Here is a 20,761-nt window from a genome sequence, read left to right as displayed (position 1 = left end):
GTGGTGGTCAATGGGAGGGCAATGCGAACCAGTCTCCGCTCCAACCAGTTTCGCCCGCGCCGCTGAAGGCTATGGAGATCGGCCTGTCATCGTTGCCGATGGAGAAGAAGTCGAGGAGGAACGGCTTTCGGCTGACGACGGCGAGCTGTTGGGTCCGGTGATCGAGCAGCGTGGTCCCTGGCACCGGGCCCCAGCAGGCGCCCCAGCCGCCCCGGGCACTCCAGCCGTTGCCGAGTTGCCGCCCGTCGGGAGAGACCGCCGTGACGAACATGACGCCGGCCGGCTTCGACGCGAGCACCGTCAACTGCTGGGTGGTGTGGTCGAGGACCAGCCGGGTATCGCCGCCCAGGGTAGCGGGCAAGGTCACCCAGTCCTCTCGCCAGCCGTCGGCGGCGTTCCAGAACGTGCTGATGACCCTGTCGTTGTTGTTGATGGCGAACAGGTCCAGGTTGCCGGGCTTGCGGGCCACCGCGCTGATCTGCTGTGTCCGGTGGTCGATCAGGGGGTTGCCCGGCAGTGTCATCCAGTCGCCGCGCCATCCGTCGGTGGCGGTCCAGAACGTGGTGATGGGCTTGTCGTCATTGCCGACGGCGAACAGGTCGAGGTTGCCTGGTTTGCGGGCGACGGCGGTGATGCGCTGGGTGGTGTGGTCGATAAAAGTGTTGCCGGGCAACGTCATCCAGTCACCCCGCCATCCGTCCGTCGCGGTCCAGAACGTGGTGACGGGCCTGCCGTCGTTGCCGATGGCGAACAGGTCGAGGTTTCCGGGTTTGCGCGCCACCGCCGTGATGCGCTGCGTGGTGTGATCCAGAAAGGTGTTGCCAGGCAACGTCATCCAGTCGCCGCGCCAGCCGGTCGGATTATCCGGAGATCCACTCGCGGCACTCCAGAACGTGGTGATCGGCCGCCCCTGATTGTCGATCGCGAACAGATCGAGAACCCCGGGTTGGCGCGCGATCGCGGTGATCTGTTGTGTCCGGTGGTCGATGAGGGTGTTGCCCGGCAACGTCATCCACTCGCCGCGCCAGCCGTCGGTGGCGCTCCAGAATGTGGTGACGGGTCTGTCGTCGTTCCCGATCGCGAACAGATCCAGATGCCCGGACGCTCGCGTCACGGCTGTGATGTGTTGTTTCGTGTGATCGAGCAGCATGGTCGCCTCTCCCATGGCAGGTGCCGTCAGATCATTTCGATGGGAAAGCTCTCGGTTCAGCGGTAAGGCCTACTTCGGACAGCATGCGAAGACGTGGGCTACCAGCCCGGCTGAGATATTACGCCGCACCGGATATGGCTTGGGCCGATTCCGATAACAGGTCTGTGCCCCCGGTCGGGCTCGAACCGACACTTGGCGGATTTTAAGTCCGCTGCCTCTGCCAATTGGGCTACGGGGGCGTCTGGGTCAGACTACCGAGCCGTACGTCCGTACGGGTAGCAGGTATTCGGGTGGGGGAGGGTTCACAAGGGCGGGGGCTATGGGGTGGGAGCGATCATGATGGGGGTTTGGACGGAGAGGAGGAGGGACTGGCTGGTGGAGCCGAAGACCTTGGAGGCGAAGCCACCTCGGCCTCGGGTGCCGACCACCAGGAGCTGGGTGCCGGAGGAGAGGGCGAGGAGCGAGCGTTCGGGGGTGTCGTGGGTGGTTTCGCGGTCGATGCGGACGGAGGGGTAGCGCTCCTGCCAGCCGGCGAGGGATTCGGCGAGGACGTAGTCGTCGAGGGCGTCCATTTCGGGGTCGTCGGAGGCGCCTTCGGCGTGCAGGGCGATGACGGCCACACCGCGGATGGAGGCCTCCTCGAGGGCGGCTCGGATGGCGGGCTCGCTGATCCGGGTGCCGTCGACGCCGACCAGGATGGGGCGGGTCGGGAGGTCGGGGGGTAGCGGGACGCCGTCGCGGACCACCACGAACGGGCAGTGGGCGCGGCGGGCCAGGACCGAGCTGACCGAGCCGAGCAGGGCGCGGCGCAGGGTGCCGCCGCCGCGGGCGCCGCCGACCAGCATGCGGGCCCCGTGGGTGCGCTCCAGCAGCGTCGGAACGACCGCGCCGGTGGTCAGTTCGGTGGTGACGGTGAGGCCGGGCGAGGCTTCGGCGGCCGCCTGGGCCGCGGTCTGCAGCAGCCATGTGCCGTGCTCCTCCAGGCGGTCGTAGTCCTGGGTGGTGATCGCGGTGCCCAGGCCCAGACCCTGATCGGGGGTGATCTCCAGGACCCGCAGCAGGTGCAGCGGCGCGTGGTGCAGGGCGGCGGTGTGCGCGGCCCAGGCCACGGCGGAGCCCGCCGATTCGTCCACGGCGACGATCACGGTTTCCCCGGTCGACATTGCTACGTCCTCTCCCACCGGCGAATCACACGGTGCGGCTACGGGATAGCTGAACGATCGCTACCGACCCTACGCCGCCCTCGCCGGGGAGCGTCCGAGCGGCACCGCGACATGCCTCACCGAAGAACCCGCGGCCGCGACGAGGGGTGTACGGGCTCGGCGCGGCCGCGGGCGCGGGTCGCGAGGCGACCCGGGGACAGCCTGATACCTGAACCACTGTTGAGGTCAAGCCGCGCTCAGGGATGCTCGGCGCCGGGCGGCCACAACACCGTGATCGGCAGCCCTCGGGCCCGAGCCGTCGCCACCACATCGGCGGTGCCGCCGAAACCCCGCGCCGGCAGCCCGTCCCACACCGCGAGCAGTTCATCCGCCTCGTCCAGCATGCGCAGACTCCCGGCCTGGTGCGCCGCGGAATTCGACTCCTCCCGATCCAGGGCGATCACCCGATCCGCCGCGGCGAGTAGCCGGTCGTACACCGGATGGTGGACAGCGGGCAGACTCGCCCGATACCGCCACGCCGGAATAACCGCGATCAACCGCCCGCCAACATCCAGAATCGCTTGGGCGAGCAGCGAATCCGGTCCGTCCGCCAGGCAACTCACGCCGGTCAGCCCCGGCCCGCCCGGCCGGACGCGCGCCGCGACCTCCAGCCGCAGCGCCCGATCCACCAGCGCCAGGGTGGCCGCGGGCAACCCGCGGTGACCGGTGATGGCGACGCTCGTCATCGATCGTCACGTCCGTACAGAGTCGCGAGCGCGTCGTCGAGCGCCCTGGCCTCGACGGTACGCGCGGGCAGGTCGGCGCGGAATGTCCTGGCCAGCCTGGTGATTCGCTCACTGTGATAGGTGAGCCCCACGGTCAGCGCCTCGGCGGCCAGCGCGCAGCCCGCCTCGATGTCGCCGCCGCGGGCCAGCACCCGCGCGTGCTCCACCTTGGCCAGCGCCCGCGGCTTCTCCGCGGTGAACGCGGCGTCCGCGGTCTCGAACGCCACCCGCGCCGCCCGATGATCACCCAGCCGGGCCAGCGCGCCGGCCTGATACCGCGCCGCCTTGGGCCCGTCGAACACGAACACCCACGGCCACCGCGGTTCCCCGCGCTGCCGATCCACCAGCCGCTCGGCCCGCCGCAACGCGCCCAGCGCCGCCGCCCGATCACCCGTCTCCGCGTAGGCCACCGCCAACAGTGACGACATCCACGCCCCGGCACTGTCGGGGGCATCCGACCCCAACTGCCGGGCGGCCGTGCGCAGCAAGGTCAAACCCGCTCGGCCGTCACCCATTTCGACCGCGTAGTGCCCGAGACTCGCCGTCATGTACGAGACCAGCAGCGGATGATGGGTCCGCTCGGCGTGCCGGATGGCCTCCACGTATCGCCGCCGCGCCGCCGCGTCGTCCCCGCGGTCGGCCGCCAGCCACGCTGCCAGTCCGGCGATCTCGGACAGCGCCCGGAACCCGCCGGAGGTGCGTAGTCGATCTCGCACCACACCCGCCACCAGCGCCAGGTGCGCGTCCACCACGGGCGCCAGCCGATCCGAGGGCACCGAGGATTCCATCCGCCGGTAGTTGGCGGTCGGCCCGGCCAGGGTGTCGATGAGCTCGGATTCGGTTGGCGCGGAATTCGACAACACCGCGTTCGTGGTCACCACGAGCGCGCTGGACAGGAACTGCTTGCGGTTCACGCCCGCGTCATCCGCCGCGCGACGCGGAGTGCTGAACCCGAGTTCGGCATCGGTCGCCACATTCAGGACGGCCCGCAACGCGGACCGGTAATGCTTTCTGGGCCATGTCGTTTCGCCTCGCTCCCACTTGCCGACGTGTCGCTCGTCGACGGCCCCGCGCTTGCTGGTGGCCCGGAAGACGTGATCGTTGACGGCGTTCGCCAACTCCTGTCGGGTCATCGAATGTCCCGGCGCACCGGGGGATTCCATGCGCAGTCGAGCCTCGATGAGCAGCTCGTTCCGTCCGGTCACGGCATGCGGCCTCTCTGCTGGACCTCTCCCGAGAATAGGTCTTCCACGGATTTGCCGTGCCGCCCTGACCCTGATTTGCCCCGTACTTTCCCCATCGCACGCCATCGATCAATCGGATTCGGCGGACCAACGTTGAAGTCGGCACAGTCGCCGTCAGTGAGCACACCTGAGGAATAGCCATGACATCGGAACCCCACGCCATCGGATGGTTGCGGAGCGACATTTCGGGCGAACGTCGCGAATGGGATGAGGCCCGGATTCGTATCATGGCCCACCGGCTGGGGTATGACCTGCGCAAAACGGTGGTCTTCGGGCCATGGACCGACCGGCCGGTCCACCGTTTGCGGGTGCTCGTCTCGCGGCTCGCCCTGGAGGCCGTGATCGTGCCCAGTGTGGAGCATTTCGAAGGCGGTTGCGTGCCCGCGGAATTGGTGGCGGTCACCGATGTCATCACGGTGACACCGGAGAACACGTACGCCCGCTACGCGACGGGGGAGTTGCCCGCGCGGTCCTGGGCGCGGGGGCTGCCATCGCGGTGACCCAGTTCACATCGACACCTCTTGCAGATACCCCATGGGGGTATTAACTTGATCTTCCGTAAGGCAGTGAAAGCAGTTGAGAGGGACGAGAAAATGACCACCCAGGCCCACACCGGACACGGCAACCACGCGGCCCACGGCGAGCACGCCGGACACGCGGCTCACGCCGATCACAACGCGCATGCCGGACACGGCGACCACAACGCGCACGCCGCGCATGCGGGCCACGAAGGCCACGGTGCGCATGCCGCCCATGTCGATCACAACGCCCACGCCGGCCACGGCGACCACCCCGGGCACGGCGGTCACGCGCACGGCGGCCACGACGCCGGAGTCCCCGGCGGCCTCCAGGTCACCCAGGACGGCTACACCCTCGATCTCGCCGAAAAGGTAGTCGCCGCAGGCGAAACCGAGTTCCGCTTCCGCATCCTCGGCCCGGACGGCGCACCCGTCACCGAGTTCGACGCCATCCACGACAAGGAACTGCACCTGATCGTCGTGCAGCGCGAGCTCACCGGCTTCTGGCACGTGCACCCCGAACGGCAGGCCGACGGCACCTGGACGGTCCGCCTGGATCTCCCCGAGGCGGGCGCCTACCGCGCCTTCACCGACATCGCGCCCCGCGCCCTGGGCCGGACCATCACGCTCGGAGCGGATTTCGCCATCGCCGGTGACTACCGGCCGGGCACCGCGCCGCAGCCCGACCGCACCTTCGCGGTCGACGGCTACGAGGTCACCCTGGACGGCGACCTGGTCGCGGGGGAGGGCCGCCTGCTCACCCTCACCGTGCGCAAGGACGGCGAGCTGGTCACCGACCTGCAGCCCTACCTGGCCGCGTACGGCCACCTGGTGATCCTGCGCGCCGGGGACCTGGCCTACGTCCACGTGCACCCGAACGGCGAGCCCGGCGACGGCGTCACCGCGCCCGGCCCGGACGTCACCTTCCACACCGCGGTTCCCGGACGTGGCATCTACCGCCTGTTCCTGGATTTCAAGCACGGCGACAAGGTCCGCACCGCCGCCTTCACCCTCCCGACGGTCTGATCCTCGAGGTTCCCGGCACTCTCGAGGCAGCCCGTCACTGACAAGCACGACCGGATACCTGGAAAGGGCACCCGCCACAGCGGGTGCCCTTCCGGCTTTTATGCGCCTCTTCTCGCAGTTCAGGCCCTCACAGGGAACTCCCAGCCGTCTCGAAGCTGTGGTCAAAACCCGCCGCATAGGCTCCGCGACGACAGAGACAAAATCGGGCTGGAACAGCAGAAAGCGGGTGGCATGTCGACCATCACCGGTGTTGCGGACGATGCGGCCGTACCCAAGGACGGTGACGTGTCCCCGGCCGGTGGGCGGCCGCGCTGGGAACTACCGGCCACCGCCGCGCTGCTGATCGCCACCGCCGTCGTCTACCTGTGGGGACTCGGCGGCGCGGGCTGGGGCAACGGGTATTACGCCGCGGCCGTGCAGTCGGGTACCCAGAGCTGGAAGGCGCTGCTGTTCGCATCACTGGACCCGCAGAACTCCATCACCGTCGACAAGCCGCCCGCCGCCATGTGGGTGATGGCCTTGTCCGGCAGGATCTTCGGCTTCAACGCCTGGTCGATGTTCGTGCCGCAGGCGCTGATGGGCGTCGCGTCGGTCGCGCTGCTCATCGCGGCGGTGCGGCGCTGGGCCGGACCCGCGGCCGCGCTCATCGCGGGCGCGGCGCTGGCGGTCACCCCGGTGGCGGCCATGATGTTCCGCTTCAACAACCCCGACGCCCTCATGGTGCTGCTGCTGGTGGCCGCCGCGTACTGCACGGTGCGGTCCATCGACGCACCGGGACAACGCTTCTGGTCCAGCGGCACCGGCTGGCTGGTCGGCGCGGGCGTGCTCATGGGGTTCGGCTTCCTCGCCAAGATGATGCAGGCGTTCCTGGTCCTGCCCGGCCTGGCGCTGGTGGTGCTGGTGGCCGGTGCGGGCGGATGGCTCACGCGCATCACGCGATTGGCGTCCGCGGGCGTGGCGCTGGTGCTGTCCGCGGGCTGGTACGTGGCGCTGGTCGAACTGTGGCCCGCGAGCTCGCGGCCCTTCATCGGCGGATCCACCAGTAACAGCCTGTGGGAGCTGGCCGTCGACTACAACGGTCTCGGCCGGATCCTGGGCAACCACAACGGTGGCGGCGGCGGACCCCGAAACATGCCGTCGACCGTGCCCACACCGTCCGCCGTGCCTACCCCGTCGGCGGTGCCGAATGCCTCCGCCCTGCCCACCCCGGGCGTGCACCCCGATCCCTCCCAGATGCGCGGCGGCTTCGGCGGATTCGGTTCGCAACCCGGCATCACCCGTCTGTTCTCCGGCGAACTGGCCACCGAGTTCTCGTGGCTGCTGCCCGCCGCGCTCATCGCACTGATCGCCGGGTTGTGGCTGACCCGTCGGCAGCCGCGCACCGATCGCGTCCGCGCGAGCCTGCTGCTGTGGGGCGGCTGGCTGCTGGTCACCGGAATCGTGCTCAGCTACATGAGCCGCAGCTTCCACTCCTACTACTCGATGGAACTGGTCCCCGCGCTGGCCGCCGTCCTCGGCATCGGCGCGACCCAATTGTGGCAGCGCCGAACCCATCTCGCGGCGCGCGTCACCCTCGCGGTCATGGCTCTGGCCACGGGTATCTGGTCGTTCGTGCTCCTGCACCGCACACCCGAATGGCTGCCATGGCTGCGCTGGACGCTCATGGCCTTGGCGGTGGTAACCGCCGCCACGCTGCTGATCGCCCCGAAACTGCCGCGGTTCACCCTGGCCATCGGTGTGTTCGCGCTGCTGGCCGGGCTGCTCGGCCCCACCGCCTACACCCTCGAGACCGTGGCCGGCGTGCACAATGGCGGCAGCCCGATCGCGGGCCCGGCCCGGAGCCAGCGCGGCGGTCCCGGCCAGAATGCCGGTGGCCCAGGCCAATACGGCGGTGGACAGCGCGGCGGGGTCGCCGATCCGCAGATCGTCTCGCTCGTCGACGGCAGCGATGCCCGCTGGGCGGCGGCCGCGATCGGCGCGCAGGATGTCGGCACCCTCGAATTGACCACCGGCAAGGCGCTGCTCGCGATCGGCGGCTTCAGCGGCCGCGACCCGTCGCCGACGCTGGCCCAGTTCCAGCAGTACGTCGCCGACCATCAGATCGGTTACCTGCTGATCCGCCCCCGTCAGGGCAACGAGTCCGAGCCCGGCGGCACCTCGAACCAGGAGCAGCCGACCAACCCCCAGCCCGGCGGCAATACCCACACCGGTGGCGGACACCAGCCCCGCCAGGACCAGAACGGCCAACAGCCGGGTGGTCAGCAGTCGGGCGGTCAGAACCCCGGCGGGCAGGGCTCCGAATCCAACGGAACCACCGGCGCCGAGATCACCGCCTGGGTGAAGGCCAACTATCCGGTGACGATGGTCGGCTCGGTGGAGGTCTACAACCTCAACCCCTGACCCCGACCGCCCTTCCCTATCGCTCGCATGCACTGGTGCAGGCACACTCCCGAAAGCCGCCCGCACCGGTGCATGCTTCTGAGTACCCGGCCGATGGAACGAAATCGCGACCGGGACCGACCAGTTCGGTAAGACGAATTCGGTGGATGCGAAGGGCGGGGGCGGCCGTGCGAAGTTACAGTGACGGGCGAGAAATCGGGTCCGACGGGAGGTCGGCGATGGATGGGGTGCGGGCGCGGGTGGGCGTGCTCGGTCCGGTGCAGCTGACCATCGACGGGGTGGCACAGCAGCTGGGCGGGCCCAAGCAGCGGGCGGTGCTGGCCTACCTGGCCATCAACGCCAACCGGCCGGTCTCGGTGGACGCGCTGGCCAGCGCCGTCTGGGAGGACAATCCGCCGCCCGACGTGCGGGTCAGCCTGCACGCCATCGTCTCCAACCTGCGCAAACCGCTGCGCGACGGCGGCATCGACGCCCGGACCATGCTCCAGCACATGGGCACCGGCTACCGCATCGTGGTCGAGGACTCGGCTTGCGACGTCTTCCGCTTCCGGACCCGCCGTGAGAACGGCATGCGCGCGCTGGCCGCCGGACGCTTCGGCGCCGCCACCGAGGCGCTCTCCGACGCCCTCGCGCAGTGGCGCGGCCCGGTGCTGTCGGACCTGCGCGGACTCGGCTTCGCCGACGCCTACGCGGTCGCCCTCGACGACGAGCGGATCGGGGTCATCGAGTCCCGCGCCGAGGCCGTTATCGCGCAGGGCCGCGCCGAGGGCGTGGTCGCCGAACTGAACCTGCTGGTCCGCGACCATCCGCTGCGGGAATCGCTGTGGGAGCAGCTGATCACCGCGCTCTACATGACCGGCCGCCAATCCGACGCGCTGGAGGCGGCCCGCCGCCTGCGCGGCATCCTCGCCGAGGAGCTCGGCATCGATCCCGGCCACCGCATCCGGGAACTGGAATCGCGCATCCTGCGCCAGGACCCGCTCAGCGTGCGCCAGGTCGCCGCCGCCTCGGCCACCCGCGCCACCACCATCGTGGACCGCAGCTGGCACGAACCGCAGGCGCTGCTGCGCGACCGGTCCGGGCACGTCCACCCGGTGGTCGGTTCCACCACCCGGATCGGTCGTCTGTCCGACAACGACATCGCGCTCGCCGACGGCCGGGTCAGCCGCCATCACGCCCTGCTCATCGACAACGGTCACACCTGGGTGATCAAGGACCTGCACTCCTCCAACGGCGTGTATGTCGATGGTGCGCGCATCGTGGACAGCGGGTTATTGTCCGACGGAGCGGTGTTGCGCATCGGCGACACGGAACTGGTGTTCGTGCTGGTCCGCACCGATGACAGCACCGGTTGAATTAACTGACCCTTCACCGGTGAGCCCCCTCACCGCCACGAATCCCCAAGGTCGGTCGGCGATCCTCGTGATAGCCGTTCCGATGCTCATTAGGGGATGCCATGGATCGGAGGCGTTTTCTGAAGCACGCCGCGCATGCTGGTGGTGCGGCCGGAGCCATGTCCATGCTCCCGCCGAGCCTGGCCCAGGCCTGGGCCGAACCCGCCCCGCCCGGCGGCTGGGACCGCATCGAGCACGTGGTGATCCTGATGCAGGAGAACCGCTCCTTCGACCACTACTTCGGGTCCATGCCCGGCGTCCGCGGATACGCCGACCTGAACGCGCTGCAACTGCCCACTGGCCGCTCGGTCTTCCACCAGCCCGACGGGGGCCGGGTCGTCCTGCCGTACACCACCACGCTGCAGAACATCGACGGCACCGACCACGGAACCCGCACCGGCCACGACGCTTTCGCCGACGGCCGCAACGACGGCTGGATCAAGGCCAAGGGCGAGGGCACCATGGTCGGCTACGACCGCGACAGCCTGGGCTTCTACTACCAGCTCGCCGAGGCGTTCACGTTGTGCGACGGCTACCACTGCTCGGTGAACGGGCCCACCGACCCCAATCGCATGTACCTGTTCACCGGTACCGTGGAAAACCCGCTCGCCCTGGACAATTACGCGGAGAACCTGCAGGTCTCGCTGTTCTCCGACGACCTGAAACTGCGCTGGATGCGCAGCCTGCCGGTCACCGGCATCGTGGACGCGGTCCTGGGCCTGGTGCACGGCCTGACCGGCGCGCTCCCGCCGCCGGTGGCCGCCGCGCTGGCCGGACTGGTCGGGCCGCGCACCGGCAATCTGTTCCTCTACGACGCCCTGCTCAGCCCTGACGCCGGGCGCTACGTCAACGACATCATCTTCGGCCTGCCCTGGACCACCTACGCCGAACGACTCCAGGACCGCGGCATCGGCTGGCGCGTCTACCAGGAGTGGGACAACTACACCGACAACGCGCTCGACTTCTTCCTGCCGTTCCGCGAGGCCGCGCGCACCGCGCTGAAGTACACCAACGGCGGCCGTGGCGTCGCTTTCGAGAACTTCTTCCGCTACTACTCCGACCTGGAACGGGATCCGAGCCTGGAACCCGACTACGTCGCCGCCCTGAAACGGGGCATGGACGAGCTGTCGGCCGGGCAGCGCGCACTGGTGGAGCGGGGGCTGTTGCGTTCGCGCACCGGCACCCTGGTGGAGTCGTTCCGCACCGACGTGGCCACCGGGCGACTGCCCACAGTGTCCTGGATCGTCGCGCCCTACGTCGACTGCGAGCATCCGGTGATGGGCCCGCGCAATGGTCAAGCCCTGGTCCGCGGGGTGCTGGAGGCGCTCGCCGAACACCCGGACGTGTGGAACAAGACCGTCTTCATCCTCAACTACGACGAGAACGACGGGTACTTCGACCACATCCCGGCCCCGACCCCGCCGCCGGGCACCCCGGGCGAGTACTTCGGCCGCCACAATGTCGGCCTGGGCGCGCGGACACCAGCGATCGTCGTGTCGCCGTGGAGCAAGCAGGCGGTCTCCTCCGAATTGTTCGACCACACCTCGGTTCTGAAGTTCCTGGAACGCGTCACCGGCGTCGCCGAACCGAATATCAGCCCGTGGCGGCGGCAGATGTGCGGCGACCTCTCCTCGCTGTTCGACTTCGGCTCCCGGCGCACCCTCATCCTGCCGAACGCCTCACCCCGCGCCGAACAGCCGATGTCCGGTGTGGCGCAACCGCTTCCGTTCGTACAGCGAATGCCGAAGCAGCAGAGCGGCAGCCGGTCGCGGGTGCCGCTGCCGTACCGACTACAGGCGCGCTGCGCACCGGGGGCCGATGGCGGGATCACGCTGACCATCGACAATGGCGGGACCGCGGCGGCGCACTGCCTGGTGTACCCCAACGCTTTCGCCACCGATTTCACGCCGGCCCGCTTCGACCTCGCCGGCGGTGGCTCGGTCACCCACGACCTGCCGGCGGTGAACGGCCACTACGACTACACCCTCTACGGCCCGGACGGCTTCCAGCGCCGATTCGCCGGAGACCTCGGCGGGCCGTGCGGCGGACTGCGGGTCACCGCCACCGCCGCGGGCTCCGGGAAGCGCGCACTGGCGTGGACATTCGAAAACCCTGGGAAGCAGCCTGTTTCGGTGCGGGTGGTCTCGAACGCGTACCGAGGTGACGGACCCTGGACCATCGATATCGCCGCCGGGTCGACGGAGCGCCGGGACATGCTCTGCGAGAGCGCCGCCGAGGGCGCGGGCTGGTACGACCTGTCGGTGTCCGCCTCCGCCGACGCCGGATTCCTGTGCCGCGTCCGCGGTTTCGTGGAGACCGGCGCGGCCGGGAAGACCGCCGACGATGCCGCGCCCTTCACCCGGCTGCTGCTGGACCGATCCCTGTACGAGCCCGGCCGCGATCTCGTCGTGAGCTACGGCCTCGCCGAGGCGGTGGCCGGGCACCGGCTCGCCGTCTACGCCGATCCCGGCGGATTCACCACCGCCGTCCCCGCGACACCGGTGCTGCGCGGCCTCGCCCTGGGGAACGGGGTGACCCGGGATCAGGTGGTCCTCGGCGTCACCGAGCAGGCGGCCCCGGACGCCGGAAGCCCTCCCATGGCCGGTGTGCGGCAGGTGGCGGCGGTCGATCCCGTCCCACGGCCGGGACCGCTGCCCACCGGCTCCTACCTGCTGCATCACCTCGATGACGGGGGTCGTCCGCTCGCGCATCCGGTGCGTTTCCGGGTGCTCTAGGAACGGATCCGACCGCCTGGTACATCAGGACAACTTTGCAACAGGTTCTAGACATACTGTGTGTTTTGTCTTACGGTCGGTTCATGAGTTCAATGGCGTCTCATACGGTGCGATTCGAATTGCGATCCGGGGAGACCTGGCGCGATCCGTATCCCATGTATTCCCAACTGCGCGACCATGATCCGGTCCACCGGGTCGTCCCCGAAGGCCGCGAATCCGACGACTTCTACGTCCTGACCCGGCACGCGGACGTGTACGCGGCCGCCCGGGAACCCGAGAACTACTCCTCGGCCTCCGGACTGACCGTCGACTACGTGGACCTGGTGGCCGCCGGCTTCGGCGCGGCCAAGCCGTTCGTGTTCATGGACCCGCCCGACCACACCGACTTCCGTCGCCGCGTCTCGCCGGGATTCACTCCCCGCCAGGTGAATTCGGTGGAGCCCGAGGTGCGCGCCTTCGTCATCGAACGCATCGAACGGCTGCGCGCGGCCGGCGGCGGCGACATCGTCAAGGAACTGTTCAAGCCGCTGCCCACCATGGTGGTGGCGCACTACCTCGGTGTGCCGGAACAGGATCGGGGCCGCTTCGACGACTGGACCGAGAACATCGTCGGCGGCGCGGTCGCCGGGGCCGGACTGGCGGCAGGCGACCAGAACGCCTTCACCGCGGTCGGGGAGATGGTCGGCTACTTCAGCGAACTCATCGACCGCCGCCGCAAGGAACCCGGCGACGACACCATCTCGCACCTGCTGGCCTCCGGGCTGGGCGAGGACGGCGATAACGAGGGCCTGCTCGCCATCCTGGGCTTCGCCTTCACCATGATCACCGGCGGCAACGACACCACCACCGGAAACCTCGGCGGCGCGGTGCAACTGCTCACCGCCTACCCCGAACAGCGTCGCCTGCTGGTCGAGAACCCGGCCCTGATCACCGACGCGGTCGAGGAATTCCTGCGCATGACCTCCCCGGTGCAGGGCCTGGCCCGCACCGCCACCCACGACATCGAACTGCACGGCGTCACCATCCCCGAGGGCCGGCGCGTGCTGCTGTGCTACGGGTCGGCCAACCGCGACGAACGCGAATTCGGACCCACCGCAGGCGAACTCGACGTGCGCCGCAACCCCAAGCGGATCATGACCTTCAGCCACGGCCACCACCACTGCCTGGGCGCGGCCGCCGCGCGCATGGTCGCCCGGGTCGCGCTGGAGGAACTGCTGTCGCGCTGCCCCGACTTCACCGTCGACCTCGACGCGGTGCAGTGGGCGCACGGCAACTACGTGCGCTGGCCGATCTCGGTGCCGTTCCGCGCACAGGCCTGAGACTCCGGGCCGTCCGCAGCCTCGGACGGCCCGGTTGCACCGCCCTCGTATCGCGCGGGCAGAGTGTGAGGGAACGGGTCCGGCGTCAATGTCGCCACCGGACCCGTGACCGGAACACGGGACACGCGAACGGGTCCGGACCGGATGGGAAGGGACACCGCATGAGCCGAGACTGGCTGGCCGACGGACGGGCCGACCTGGCCGCCGAACGCATTCTCGACGCGGCCGCGCGCCTGTTCGCCGAGCGGGGCGTCGCCGCGGTCGGCATGGGCGATATCGCCAAGGCCGCCGGATGCTCCCGTGCGACCCTCTACCGCTACTTCGAGAACCGGCAGGCCGTGCGCCTGGCCTTCGTGCACCGCGCCACCCGCCGCATCGCCGCGGGCGTGTTCGAGCAGGTCGCCGCCGTCGAGGATCCGGGCGAACGGGTGGTGGCCGCCATGCTCGGCTCGATCCACGCGGTCCGCGCCGACCCCATGCTCATCGCCTGGTTCCGGCCCGGCGAATCCGGCGCGGCCGGGCGCATCAGCCAGGACTCCGACGTCATCGAATCCATCGCCGCGGGGCTGTTCGCGCCCACGCCGCTCACCGACCCAGAGCGCAGCCGCCTGGCGCGCTGGCTGACCCGGATCATCGTGTCCTTCCTCGCCGCCCCCGGCCGGGACGACGCCGAGGAACGCGCCATGCTCGAGGAATTCGTGGTGCCGGTGGTCAGCCGCGCCTTCGTCTGAGCCCGGCTTCGGCTGCGGTCAGCGGCCCGTCCGGTGGCCGAGGTGATGGCCGAAGAGACGGTCCGACAGCATGGTCGCGAGATCGTCCACCGCCTCGCGCGCTACCCGCATCGGCAGGACATGGAAGACGTGCCAGAGATGGGGAAACTCGCGATGCCGCAGGGGCGCGGCGACTTTCGCGGCGAGCGCGGCGAACTCCCGCGCGTCGCCGGCGAGCAGATCGTCACCCGCCGAGTGCATCACGATCGGCGCGAGACCGGTGATGTCCCGATACAGCGGGGAACGAGCGTGCCGCTCCTGCTCGGGAATACCGGGCAGGTAAGCGTCCATGAACTGCGCCATCAACGGCGGATTCAGCAGCGGCTCCCCGCTCGGATCACAGTGGAACGCCGAAGAACTCGTGGACAGATCCAGCACCGGGCAGATCAGTCCCAGGATCGCGGGCTGCGCCTGACCTTCGTCGCGCAACCGCATCGCCAGATCCAGCGCCAGCCCGCCACCGGCCGAATCGCCCACCACGGCAATGCGTTCGGCCGGAATGCCCTGCTCCAGGAGCGCTCGATAGGCCGCCACCGTGTCCTCGATGGGTGCGGGGTACGGGTGCTCGGGAGCCAAGCGGTAGTCGAGGGAGTGGACCGTCGTGCCCATGGCCGCCGCCAGCGCGCCGGTCAGGGGCCGGACCATGCTCGAGTTGCCGATCACATAGCCGCTGCCGTGCAGATACAGCACCGCCGCGTCGGCGGGAGCCCCACGCGGCGTGAGGGTTTCGACCGGTACGTCGCCGAGCCGACCGGCCGTGACGGCGACACCGCGCGGCGCGCGGGCGAAGGTGGTGCTCGCACCGACCCGGGCGCGTACCCGGTTCCAATCCGGGGCCGGGCCGAACATCCAGTGGCCGATCAGGCGGGAAACGAAGCGCCAGACTGCTTTCTCCACGATCATCACTTCCCGCTCGGAACACTGTGCCTCAGATGGTAATCCACCGGATCGGGCGTGCCGCGGATCAGCTTCTCGTAGCGGCCCGGCGTCCACGGCCACAGCTCCGGCAGCCCGTCCTTGCCCAGGTACCAGCTGGTACAGCCGGTGGTCCACACCGTGCTCGGAGCGGCGGCGCGCATCCGCGCGTTGTAGCGGTCGGTGGCGGCGTGGGTCGGCTCGATGGTCGTGAATTCGCCTGCGCGCCAGCGTCGCAGCCAGCCCACGATGCGCGCGGACTGCGCTTCGGCGACCGCGGTCAGCGGGTGGTTGGCGAAGGGGCTGTGCGGGCCCACCAGCATGAACAGGTTGGGGAAGTCCGGCATCATGACGCCCTCGAAGGCGCGCGGCCCGTCCGCCCACGCCTGGTCCAGGGTGCGGCCGTGGGCGCCGGTGATCGCCATCGGGCGCATGAACGCGTGTGAGTCGAATCCCGTTGCCAGCACGAGGATGTCGAGTTCGCGCAGACAGCCGTCCGCGGTGACCACACCACGCGCCTCGACGCTGTCGATGTGCTCGGTCACCAGCGTGACATCGGGACGCTGCACCGCCTTGTAGAAGCGGTCGGACACCACCAGCCGCTTGCACATGGCCTGGTAGTCGGGGGTCAGCTTGCGGCGCAGTTCGGGATCCTCGACCGAGCGCAGATGGCGTTCCACCACCCACTGGATCAGCTTGCGCACCCGCCCGGGACGCACCAGGCCCTGCGAGAACACCGCGAACGCCGCGCGATTGAACCAGTAGGGGACCAGGCCCAGGGCGGGCGCCAGCCTGTACAGCCGCTTGGACACCGTGGTGTACGGGCGGTTCACGGTCGGCAGGATCCACTGCGGCGTGCGCTGGAACAGGACGACTTCCGAGGCCACCCCCGCCAGCGCGCCCACCAGCTGGGTGCCGGTGGACCCGGTCCCGATGACGCCCACCCGCTTACCGCGCGGCTCGACCTCGTGCCGCCAGCGCGACGAATGCATGACCGGGCCGTCGAAGTCGCCCATCCCGGGAATGTCGGGCCGGGTCGGGTGATGCAGGAAACCCGTTGCGCACAGCACGAAGTCGAAGCGTTCCGTGACGCCGTCACCGGTGGTGACCTGCCAGCCGTCGTCGTCGAACACCGCGCCGGTGACCTCGGCGCCGAAGCGGGTGTTGCGGTGCAGACCGTGTTCGCGCGCCACCCCGACCAGGTAGTCCTTGATCTCCGGTCCGGCCGAGTACAGCTGCGTCCATTCGGGATTCATAGCGAATCGGAACTGGTAGTACCGCGACGGCACATCGCACACCAGGCCCGGATAGCTGTTGTCGCGCCAGGTCCCGCCGTAGTCGTGGGCCTTCTCGAAGATGGTGAATTCGGGGAATCCGGCGCGTTGCAGGGCCACGGCCATGCAGATGCCGGAGATTCCGGCGCCCACGATGGCGATCCGCGGTGAGTTCATGGGACGGCAGCCTAGACACGTGTCTTTCGGGTCGGGAAGGGTTTGGCGAATATCGGTAGACATTCCGTCATTCGCTAGACACAGTGTAAAGCGAGTGTTACCGTGTGCGCCAGGTCACAACGTCTAGGCAAGGAAACACGATGCGCGCACTCCAGTGGACCGGCCCGGAAAAGGTGCAGATCAACGACATCCCGGTACCGGACATCGGACCCACCGACCTGCTGATCAAGGTCGGCGCGGCGGGCGTGTGCCATTCGGACCTGACGCTGGTCAACTTCCCCATCCAGCTGCGCGAGGACCCGCTCACCCTCGGCCACGAGGTCGCGGGCACCATCGAGGCCATCGGCTCCGACGTCAACGGCCGCGAGATCGGCGAACGCGGCCTGGTCTACCTGTTCTGGACCTGCGGCGTCTGCCGCGAATGCGTGAGCGGCAACGAGAACGTCTGCCTCGCCGCCGGCCGCGTCGCCATGCCGCCCACCCCCGGCCTGGTCCTCGATGGCGGCATGGCCGAATACATGCGGATCCCGGCCAGCGCCTTCGTGCCCATCGGCGACCTCGACTTCGTGCAAGCCGCCCCCGTCGCCGACGCCGCCCTCACCGCGTACCACGCGATTCGCGGCGCCCGGGAAGCCCTGCGGCCCGGCGGCACCGTCGTCGCCATCGGCATCGGCGGACTCGGACACGTGGGCGTGCAGATCCTTCAGGCCACCTCGGGCGTCCGGGTGATCGCGGTCGACCAGGCCCAGGAGAAGCTGGACCTGGCCCGCGACTGCGGCGCCGACATCGGCTTCCTCTCCGGCGCCGACACCGCCAAGCAGATCCTCGACCTCACCGACGGACGCGGCGCGGACGCCGTGTTCGACTTCGTCGGCGTCGACGCCACGGCCAAACTGGCCTGCGAGACCGTCGCCCCCAACGGCGCCTATCGCATGGTCGGAATCGGTGGCGGCGCACCGGAGATCACCGCCGGACCGGCGGGCGGCCCGGGCTGGCCCTGGGGCGCGACCGTGCGCAAGTCGCTCGGCGGCACCCGTGGCGACCTGCACGCCTGCGTGGCCCTCGCGCAGGCGGGCAAGATCCACATGGAGGTCGAGCGCTTCGACCTCAACGACGGCCCCGAAGCTCTGCGCCGCCTGGACGCCGGGCACATCCGGGGTCGCGCCGTCCTGGTGCCGTAGACGAAATCAGTCCTCGGCGGGCTCGATCTCGCCGAGGAACTTCGCGACCCGCGCCGCGATCTCGTCGGGGTACTCGCCATTGATGGCGTGCGACGCGTCCGGCCACACCTCGAACCGGCCGCCGGGCACCAGCTTTCGTGCCCGGTCTGCCAGCTTGCGGGAATTGTGCACGATGCTGCGGCCCGCGAAGATGCCCAGATACGGCTGCGCGAGCGCCGAAAGCTGTTCCCGGGAAATCCGATTCGTCATCGGCAGATACGCGGCGAAGTCCTTCATGCCCGACGCGATCAACCGCCCCTCCGGCATGTCCTGCGGCGCCGACACGCCACCCGAGATCCAGCTCAGCAACGCATTGCGCCACTTCTCCGGCATGCCGGGCAGCACCGAGCCCAGCGAGATGACGATCATCTTCCAGGTCATCGCGCCGAACACGAACGGCGCGTCCAAGGTGATCAGCGACGCGACCCGCTCCGGGTGGCGCACCGCCAGATTCACTGCCGACCACCCGCCGATCGACACCCCCAGCACGTGCACGGGCCGAGACTCCAACTCGGCCAGCGCTTCCGAGAGCCAGGTCGCCTGATCCGCGTCGTCGGTCAACTGCTTGGACTGCACGCTCAATCCCGGCTCACCCAGTAGATCCAGCGTGATCACCGGACGCACCGCCAGCAACCCGGGCAGATTCGCCGCCCACAGCGGGGTCGCGGCCTGCCGTCCCGGCAACAGCACCAGCGGCGTCGCGTGCCCGTCGCCGAACCGATAGGCCCGCACGACGCCGAAACTCGTCGGCACATCGACCGTCTCGCGTGCCGGCGGCAACTGCTCGAACCCGTCCTGGTACGCCTGCGCGTACCGCCGATACCCCGCCGACTCGCGGAAGTACCCGACCCGCTTGCCCTTGAACTTCGGACCCACGTTGCTCTCGGGAAACTCGACCATGGAATCCAGGCTAATCTCCACGGCATGGGGAGGATCTGGCCGATGCTGGCCATCACGACATGCATGCTGCTCACCGCCTGCGGGTCCGGCGACACCATCGCGGACCGGCAGGCTCCGGCGTCGACTTCGACGCCGGTCGCGGCGAAGACGACCACCAAACCGGCTCCGACCACGACGGTGGACGCGGCAGCCCTGCCGATATGCGGTGATATCCCCGGCGCGGGCGCGGGCGCACACGATGTGCTGCCGGATTGCCGATTGACCTCTCGCGACAGCGCGGGGCTCTCGTTCATCGTGCGGCACAAGGCGAGTGCCGGCGGGCACAACCGGACGAACATCGAAGTCACGGGGAGCGACGGAAAGTCCCTTCAGAACCTGTACGTCCAGGACACCGAGGTGCCCTCCGAGCCCTACCTGGCCGACCTGGACGTCGACGGTCGCGACGAGCTGATCGTGCCCATCTCCACGGCGATCGTGGGGAACTCGAACTACGTCATCTTCCGGCCCAAGACCGACAAGCTCGAATTCGTCGAGGCCGGAAGCGTTTTCGGCATCGGAGTCGATCGCACGGCGAGCGGCTACATCGCGGGGGAGGCCAAGAACGGTCCCGCGGACAAGTACATCGAATTCCAGAAGTTCGTCGGATCGAAGCTGGTGTTCGTCGCCGAGATCATCCGGACCTACGACAAGGACGGTCACAGCACCTGCCGCGTCGACGACGAAAAGGGCGTTCCCGAGTCCGAATTCAGCGATGAGGAAGTGGTCCGGCGCTTCTGCGGTGAGCAGCTGCTGCGCCCGGCCCCGGTCGGCTGATCTACTGCAATCCCGCGATGCGGCGTTGTAGCCAGCGGCGGGCTTCCGTGTCCCGGGCGTGCACCAGAATCTTGCGGCGGCCGCCCGGGGAGAGCGCGGCCAGCAGGTGGGCCAAGCGCTTCCGGGTATCCCAGCTGAGCAGGTAGCGGACGGCGCCAGCGGTGGCGTGTTCGTCGGCCAGCTCCACCGCCCGCGCGAAATCGGCGTGGTCCTCCAGCAGTAGGAACTGCGCCGGAATGCGTTCGTGCGCAGGGTATCCCGAGTACCTCCCGGTGCCTCCGGCGAACCAGGCGCACAGTCGGAGGATTCGATCGACGGGATCCGGGTACGTCATGAGGAGCAGGGCGCGGGCCTCCTCCACCTGGGGCCCGGTCAGACCGCCGCCGGTGGTGGACGTATCCAGGAAGAGTCCGGCGAAGGGGATGAGCGGATCGGGAATCTCGGCCACCCAGCGGTATGCGATGCGGTCGCTCTCGGCCTGGCGCCGCTCGGCCGCGCGGAACTCCTGCAGCGGCACCGCGACGCCGCGCACCGCCAGCCATTCCAGTGAGCGCATCCCGTCCGCGAGCCGCGCGTCCTGCGGCCAGCCGGGCCAGCGGATCGAGTAGCCGTGATGCAGGGTCACGGAGGTGAGGGGGCGTTCGCCGGCGTCGAAGAAGTCGAGGACCACATCGCCCCAGCACATGCACACGAAGCCGGGCAGGTCGGAGACGCGCAGCGCCTCCCGCAGCGCTCGCACGGCAACCGGGTCGCGCTCCTCGATCAGGGTCGGCGCGTCGCCCGGCATCTCGCGGACCCGGACTCCCCTCGCGCCGGCCAGCACCCGGTCCAGCGCTTCGGGATCACCGCCCGTGGCCTGGCCCCCGACACCCATACCGAAACAGTAATCCGACCCGACGGTTCCCGGCGTGGCGCGGTGACGGCACGCAGGGACCATGGCGTTGTCCAGCCGGTTGCTGAACTGGTACGTACCAGCCGA

The 20,761-nt window shown here is 69.4% G+C and carries 17 protein-coding genes and 1 tRNA gene; 9 read left to right on the top strand and 9 right to left on the bottom strand.

The genetic code is table 11. The features are described 5' to 3' along the window. Window positions 1-7: 7 nt before the first annotated feature. The 5 genes from ACQP06_RS30725 to ACQP06_RS30705 all read right to left on the bottom strand — a co-directional run bounded on the left by ACQP06_RS30725 (window position 8) and on the right by ACQP06_RS30705 (window position 4,282). Window positions 8-1,150 carry a hypothetical protein gene (locus ACQP06_RS30725; protein WP_433668268.1) on the bottom strand — a complete coding sequence of 381 codons (1,143 nt, stop codon included), beginning with the start codon at window positions 1,148-1,150 and terminating at the stop codon, window positions 8-10. 165 nt (window positions 1,151-1,315) lie between these two features. Continuing rightward, a tRNA-Leu gene (locus tag ACQP06_RS30720) sits at window positions 1,316-1,389 on the bottom strand. A 78-nt stretch (window positions 1,390-1,467) separates the two neighbouring features. Beyond that, window positions 1,468-2,313: a universal stress protein gene (locus tag ACQP06_RS30715; RefSeq protein WP_433668267.1), complete on the bottom strand. Its 846-nt coding sequence runs from the start codon at window positions 2,311-2,313 to the stop codon at window positions 1,468-1,470. A gap of 236 nt (window positions 2,314-2,549) precedes the next feature. Beyond that, a complete protein-coding gene (locus ACQP06_RS30710) occupies window positions 2,550-3,038 on the bottom strand; it encodes a hypothetical protein (RefSeq protein WP_433668265.1) in 489 nt (162 codons plus the stop codon). After that, a complete protein-coding gene (locus tag ACQP06_RS30705; RefSeq protein WP_433668263.1) occupies window positions 3,035-4,282 on the bottom strand; it encodes a hypothetical protein in 1,248 nt (415 codons plus the stop codon). Before ACQP06_RS30705 ends, ACQP06_RS30710 begins: the two co-directional genes overlap by 4 nt. Window positions 4,283-4,461: 179 nt before the next feature. Here ACQP06_RS30705 and ACQP06_RS30700 point away from each other — a divergent pair, with 179 nt between their 5' ends. From ACQP06_RS30700 to ACQP06_RS30670, 7 genes are all read left to right on the top strand, one after another. After that, on the top strand, window positions 4,462-4,821 hold the full coding sequence (locus ACQP06_RS30700; RefSeq protein ID WP_357091868.1) for a hypothetical protein: 360 nt from the start codon (window positions 4,462-4,464) through the stop codon (window positions 4,819-4,821). A gap of 93 nt (window positions 4,822-4,914) precedes the next feature. Then, the gene (locus tag ACQP06_RS30695) at window positions 4,915-5,865 is read left to right on the top strand and encodes a hypothetical protein (protein WP_433668261.1); all 951 of its coding nucleotides are present in this window, start codon (window positions 4,915-4,917) and stop codon (window positions 5,863-5,865) included. A 231-nt stretch (window positions 5,866-6,096) separates the two neighbouring features. Further along, entirely contained in the window at window positions 6,097-8,265 is a 2,169-nt protein-coding gene (locus tag ACQP06_RS30690) for an ArnT family glycosyltransferase (RefSeq protein ID WP_433668259.1), read from the top strand. A 218-nt stretch (window positions 8,266-8,483) separates the two neighbouring features. Next, window positions 8,484-9,620 (top strand): BTAD domain-containing putative transcriptional regulator, encoded by a 1,137-nt coding sequence (locus ACQP06_RS30685; RefSeq protein ID WP_433668257.1) that lies wholly within the window; start codon window positions 8,484-8,486, stop codon window positions 9,618-9,620. A gap of 101 nt (window positions 9,621-9,721) precedes the next feature. After that, a complete protein-coding gene (locus tag ACQP06_RS30680) occupies window positions 9,722-12,394 on the top strand; it encodes an alkaline phosphatase family protein (protein ID WP_433668256.1) in 2,673 nt (890 codons plus the stop codon). Between the two features lie 83 nt (window positions 12,395-12,477). Next, window positions 12,478-13,713 (top strand): cytochrome P450, encoded by a 1,236-nt coding sequence (locus tag ACQP06_RS30675; RefSeq protein WP_433668253.1) that lies wholly within the window; start codon window positions 12,478-12,480, stop codon window positions 13,711-13,713. A gap of 161 nt (window positions 13,714-13,874) precedes the next feature. Beyond that, window positions 13,875-14,444 (top strand): TetR/AcrR family transcriptional regulator, encoded by a 570-nt coding sequence (locus tag ACQP06_RS30670; protein WP_379274474.1) that lies wholly within the window; start codon window positions 13,875-13,877, stop codon window positions 14,442-14,444. 18 nt (window positions 14,445-14,462) lie between these two features. Here the strand turns inward: ACQP06_RS30670 and ACQP06_RS30665 are convergent, their stop codons facing one another. Both ACQP06_RS30665 and ACQP06_RS30660 read right to left on the bottom strand, forming a co-directional pair. Beyond that, window positions 14,463-15,380 carry an alpha/beta hydrolase gene (locus ACQP06_RS30665; protein WP_433668251.1) on the bottom strand — a complete coding sequence of 306 codons (918 nt, stop codon included), beginning with the start codon at window positions 15,378-15,380 and terminating at the stop codon, window positions 14,463-14,465. 5 nt (window positions 15,381-15,385) lie between these two features. Then, the gene (locus ACQP06_RS30660) at window positions 15,386-16,849 is read right to left on the bottom strand and encodes a flavin-containing monooxygenase (protein ID WP_433668249.1); all 1,464 of its coding nucleotides are present in this window, start codon (window positions 16,847-16,849) and stop codon (window positions 15,386-15,388) included. Between the two features lie 140 nt (window positions 16,850-16,989). Between ACQP06_RS30660 and ACQP06_RS30655 the strand changes: the two genes are divergently transcribed. Continuing rightward, window positions 16,990-18,030 carry an NAD(P)-dependent alcohol dehydrogenase gene (locus tag ACQP06_RS30655; RefSeq protein WP_433668248.1) on the top strand — a complete coding sequence of 347 codons (1,041 nt, stop codon included), beginning with the start codon at window positions 16,990-16,992 and terminating at the stop codon, window positions 18,028-18,030. A gap of 6 nt (window positions 18,031-18,036) precedes the next feature. On the opposite strand, the gene ACQP06_RS30650 is transcribed toward ACQP06_RS30655, so the two are convergent. Then, entirely contained in the window at window positions 18,037-18,969 is a 933-nt protein-coding gene (locus ACQP06_RS30650; protein ID WP_433668246.1) for an alpha/beta fold hydrolase, read from the bottom strand. 24 nt (window positions 18,970-18,993) lie between these two features. Between ACQP06_RS30650 and ACQP06_RS30645 the strand changes: the two genes are divergently transcribed. Further along, window positions 18,994-19,782, top strand: coding sequence for a hypothetical protein (locus tag ACQP06_RS30645; RefSeq protein WP_433668244.1), 789 nt, complete (start codon window positions 18,994-18,996; stop codon window positions 19,780-19,782). A gap of 1 nt (window position 19,783) precedes the next feature. Here the strand turns inward: ACQP06_RS30645 and ACQP06_RS30640 are convergent, their stop codons facing one another. Further along, window positions 19,784-20,656: a hypothetical protein gene (locus ACQP06_RS30640; protein WP_433668243.1), complete on the bottom strand. Its 873-nt coding sequence runs from the start codon at window positions 20,654-20,656 to the stop codon at window positions 19,784-19,786. Between the last annotated feature and the right edge of the window lie 105 nt (window positions 20,657-20,761).

The organism is Nocardia sp. CA-136227, assembly GCF_050955695.1.
Classification (GTDB): Bacteria; Actinomycetota; Actinomycetes; order Mycobacteriales; family Mycobacteriaceae; genus Nocardia.
The sequence above is the reverse complement of the archived record's forward strand: the minus strand, read 5'-3'. Positions and strand labels throughout refer to the sequence as shown.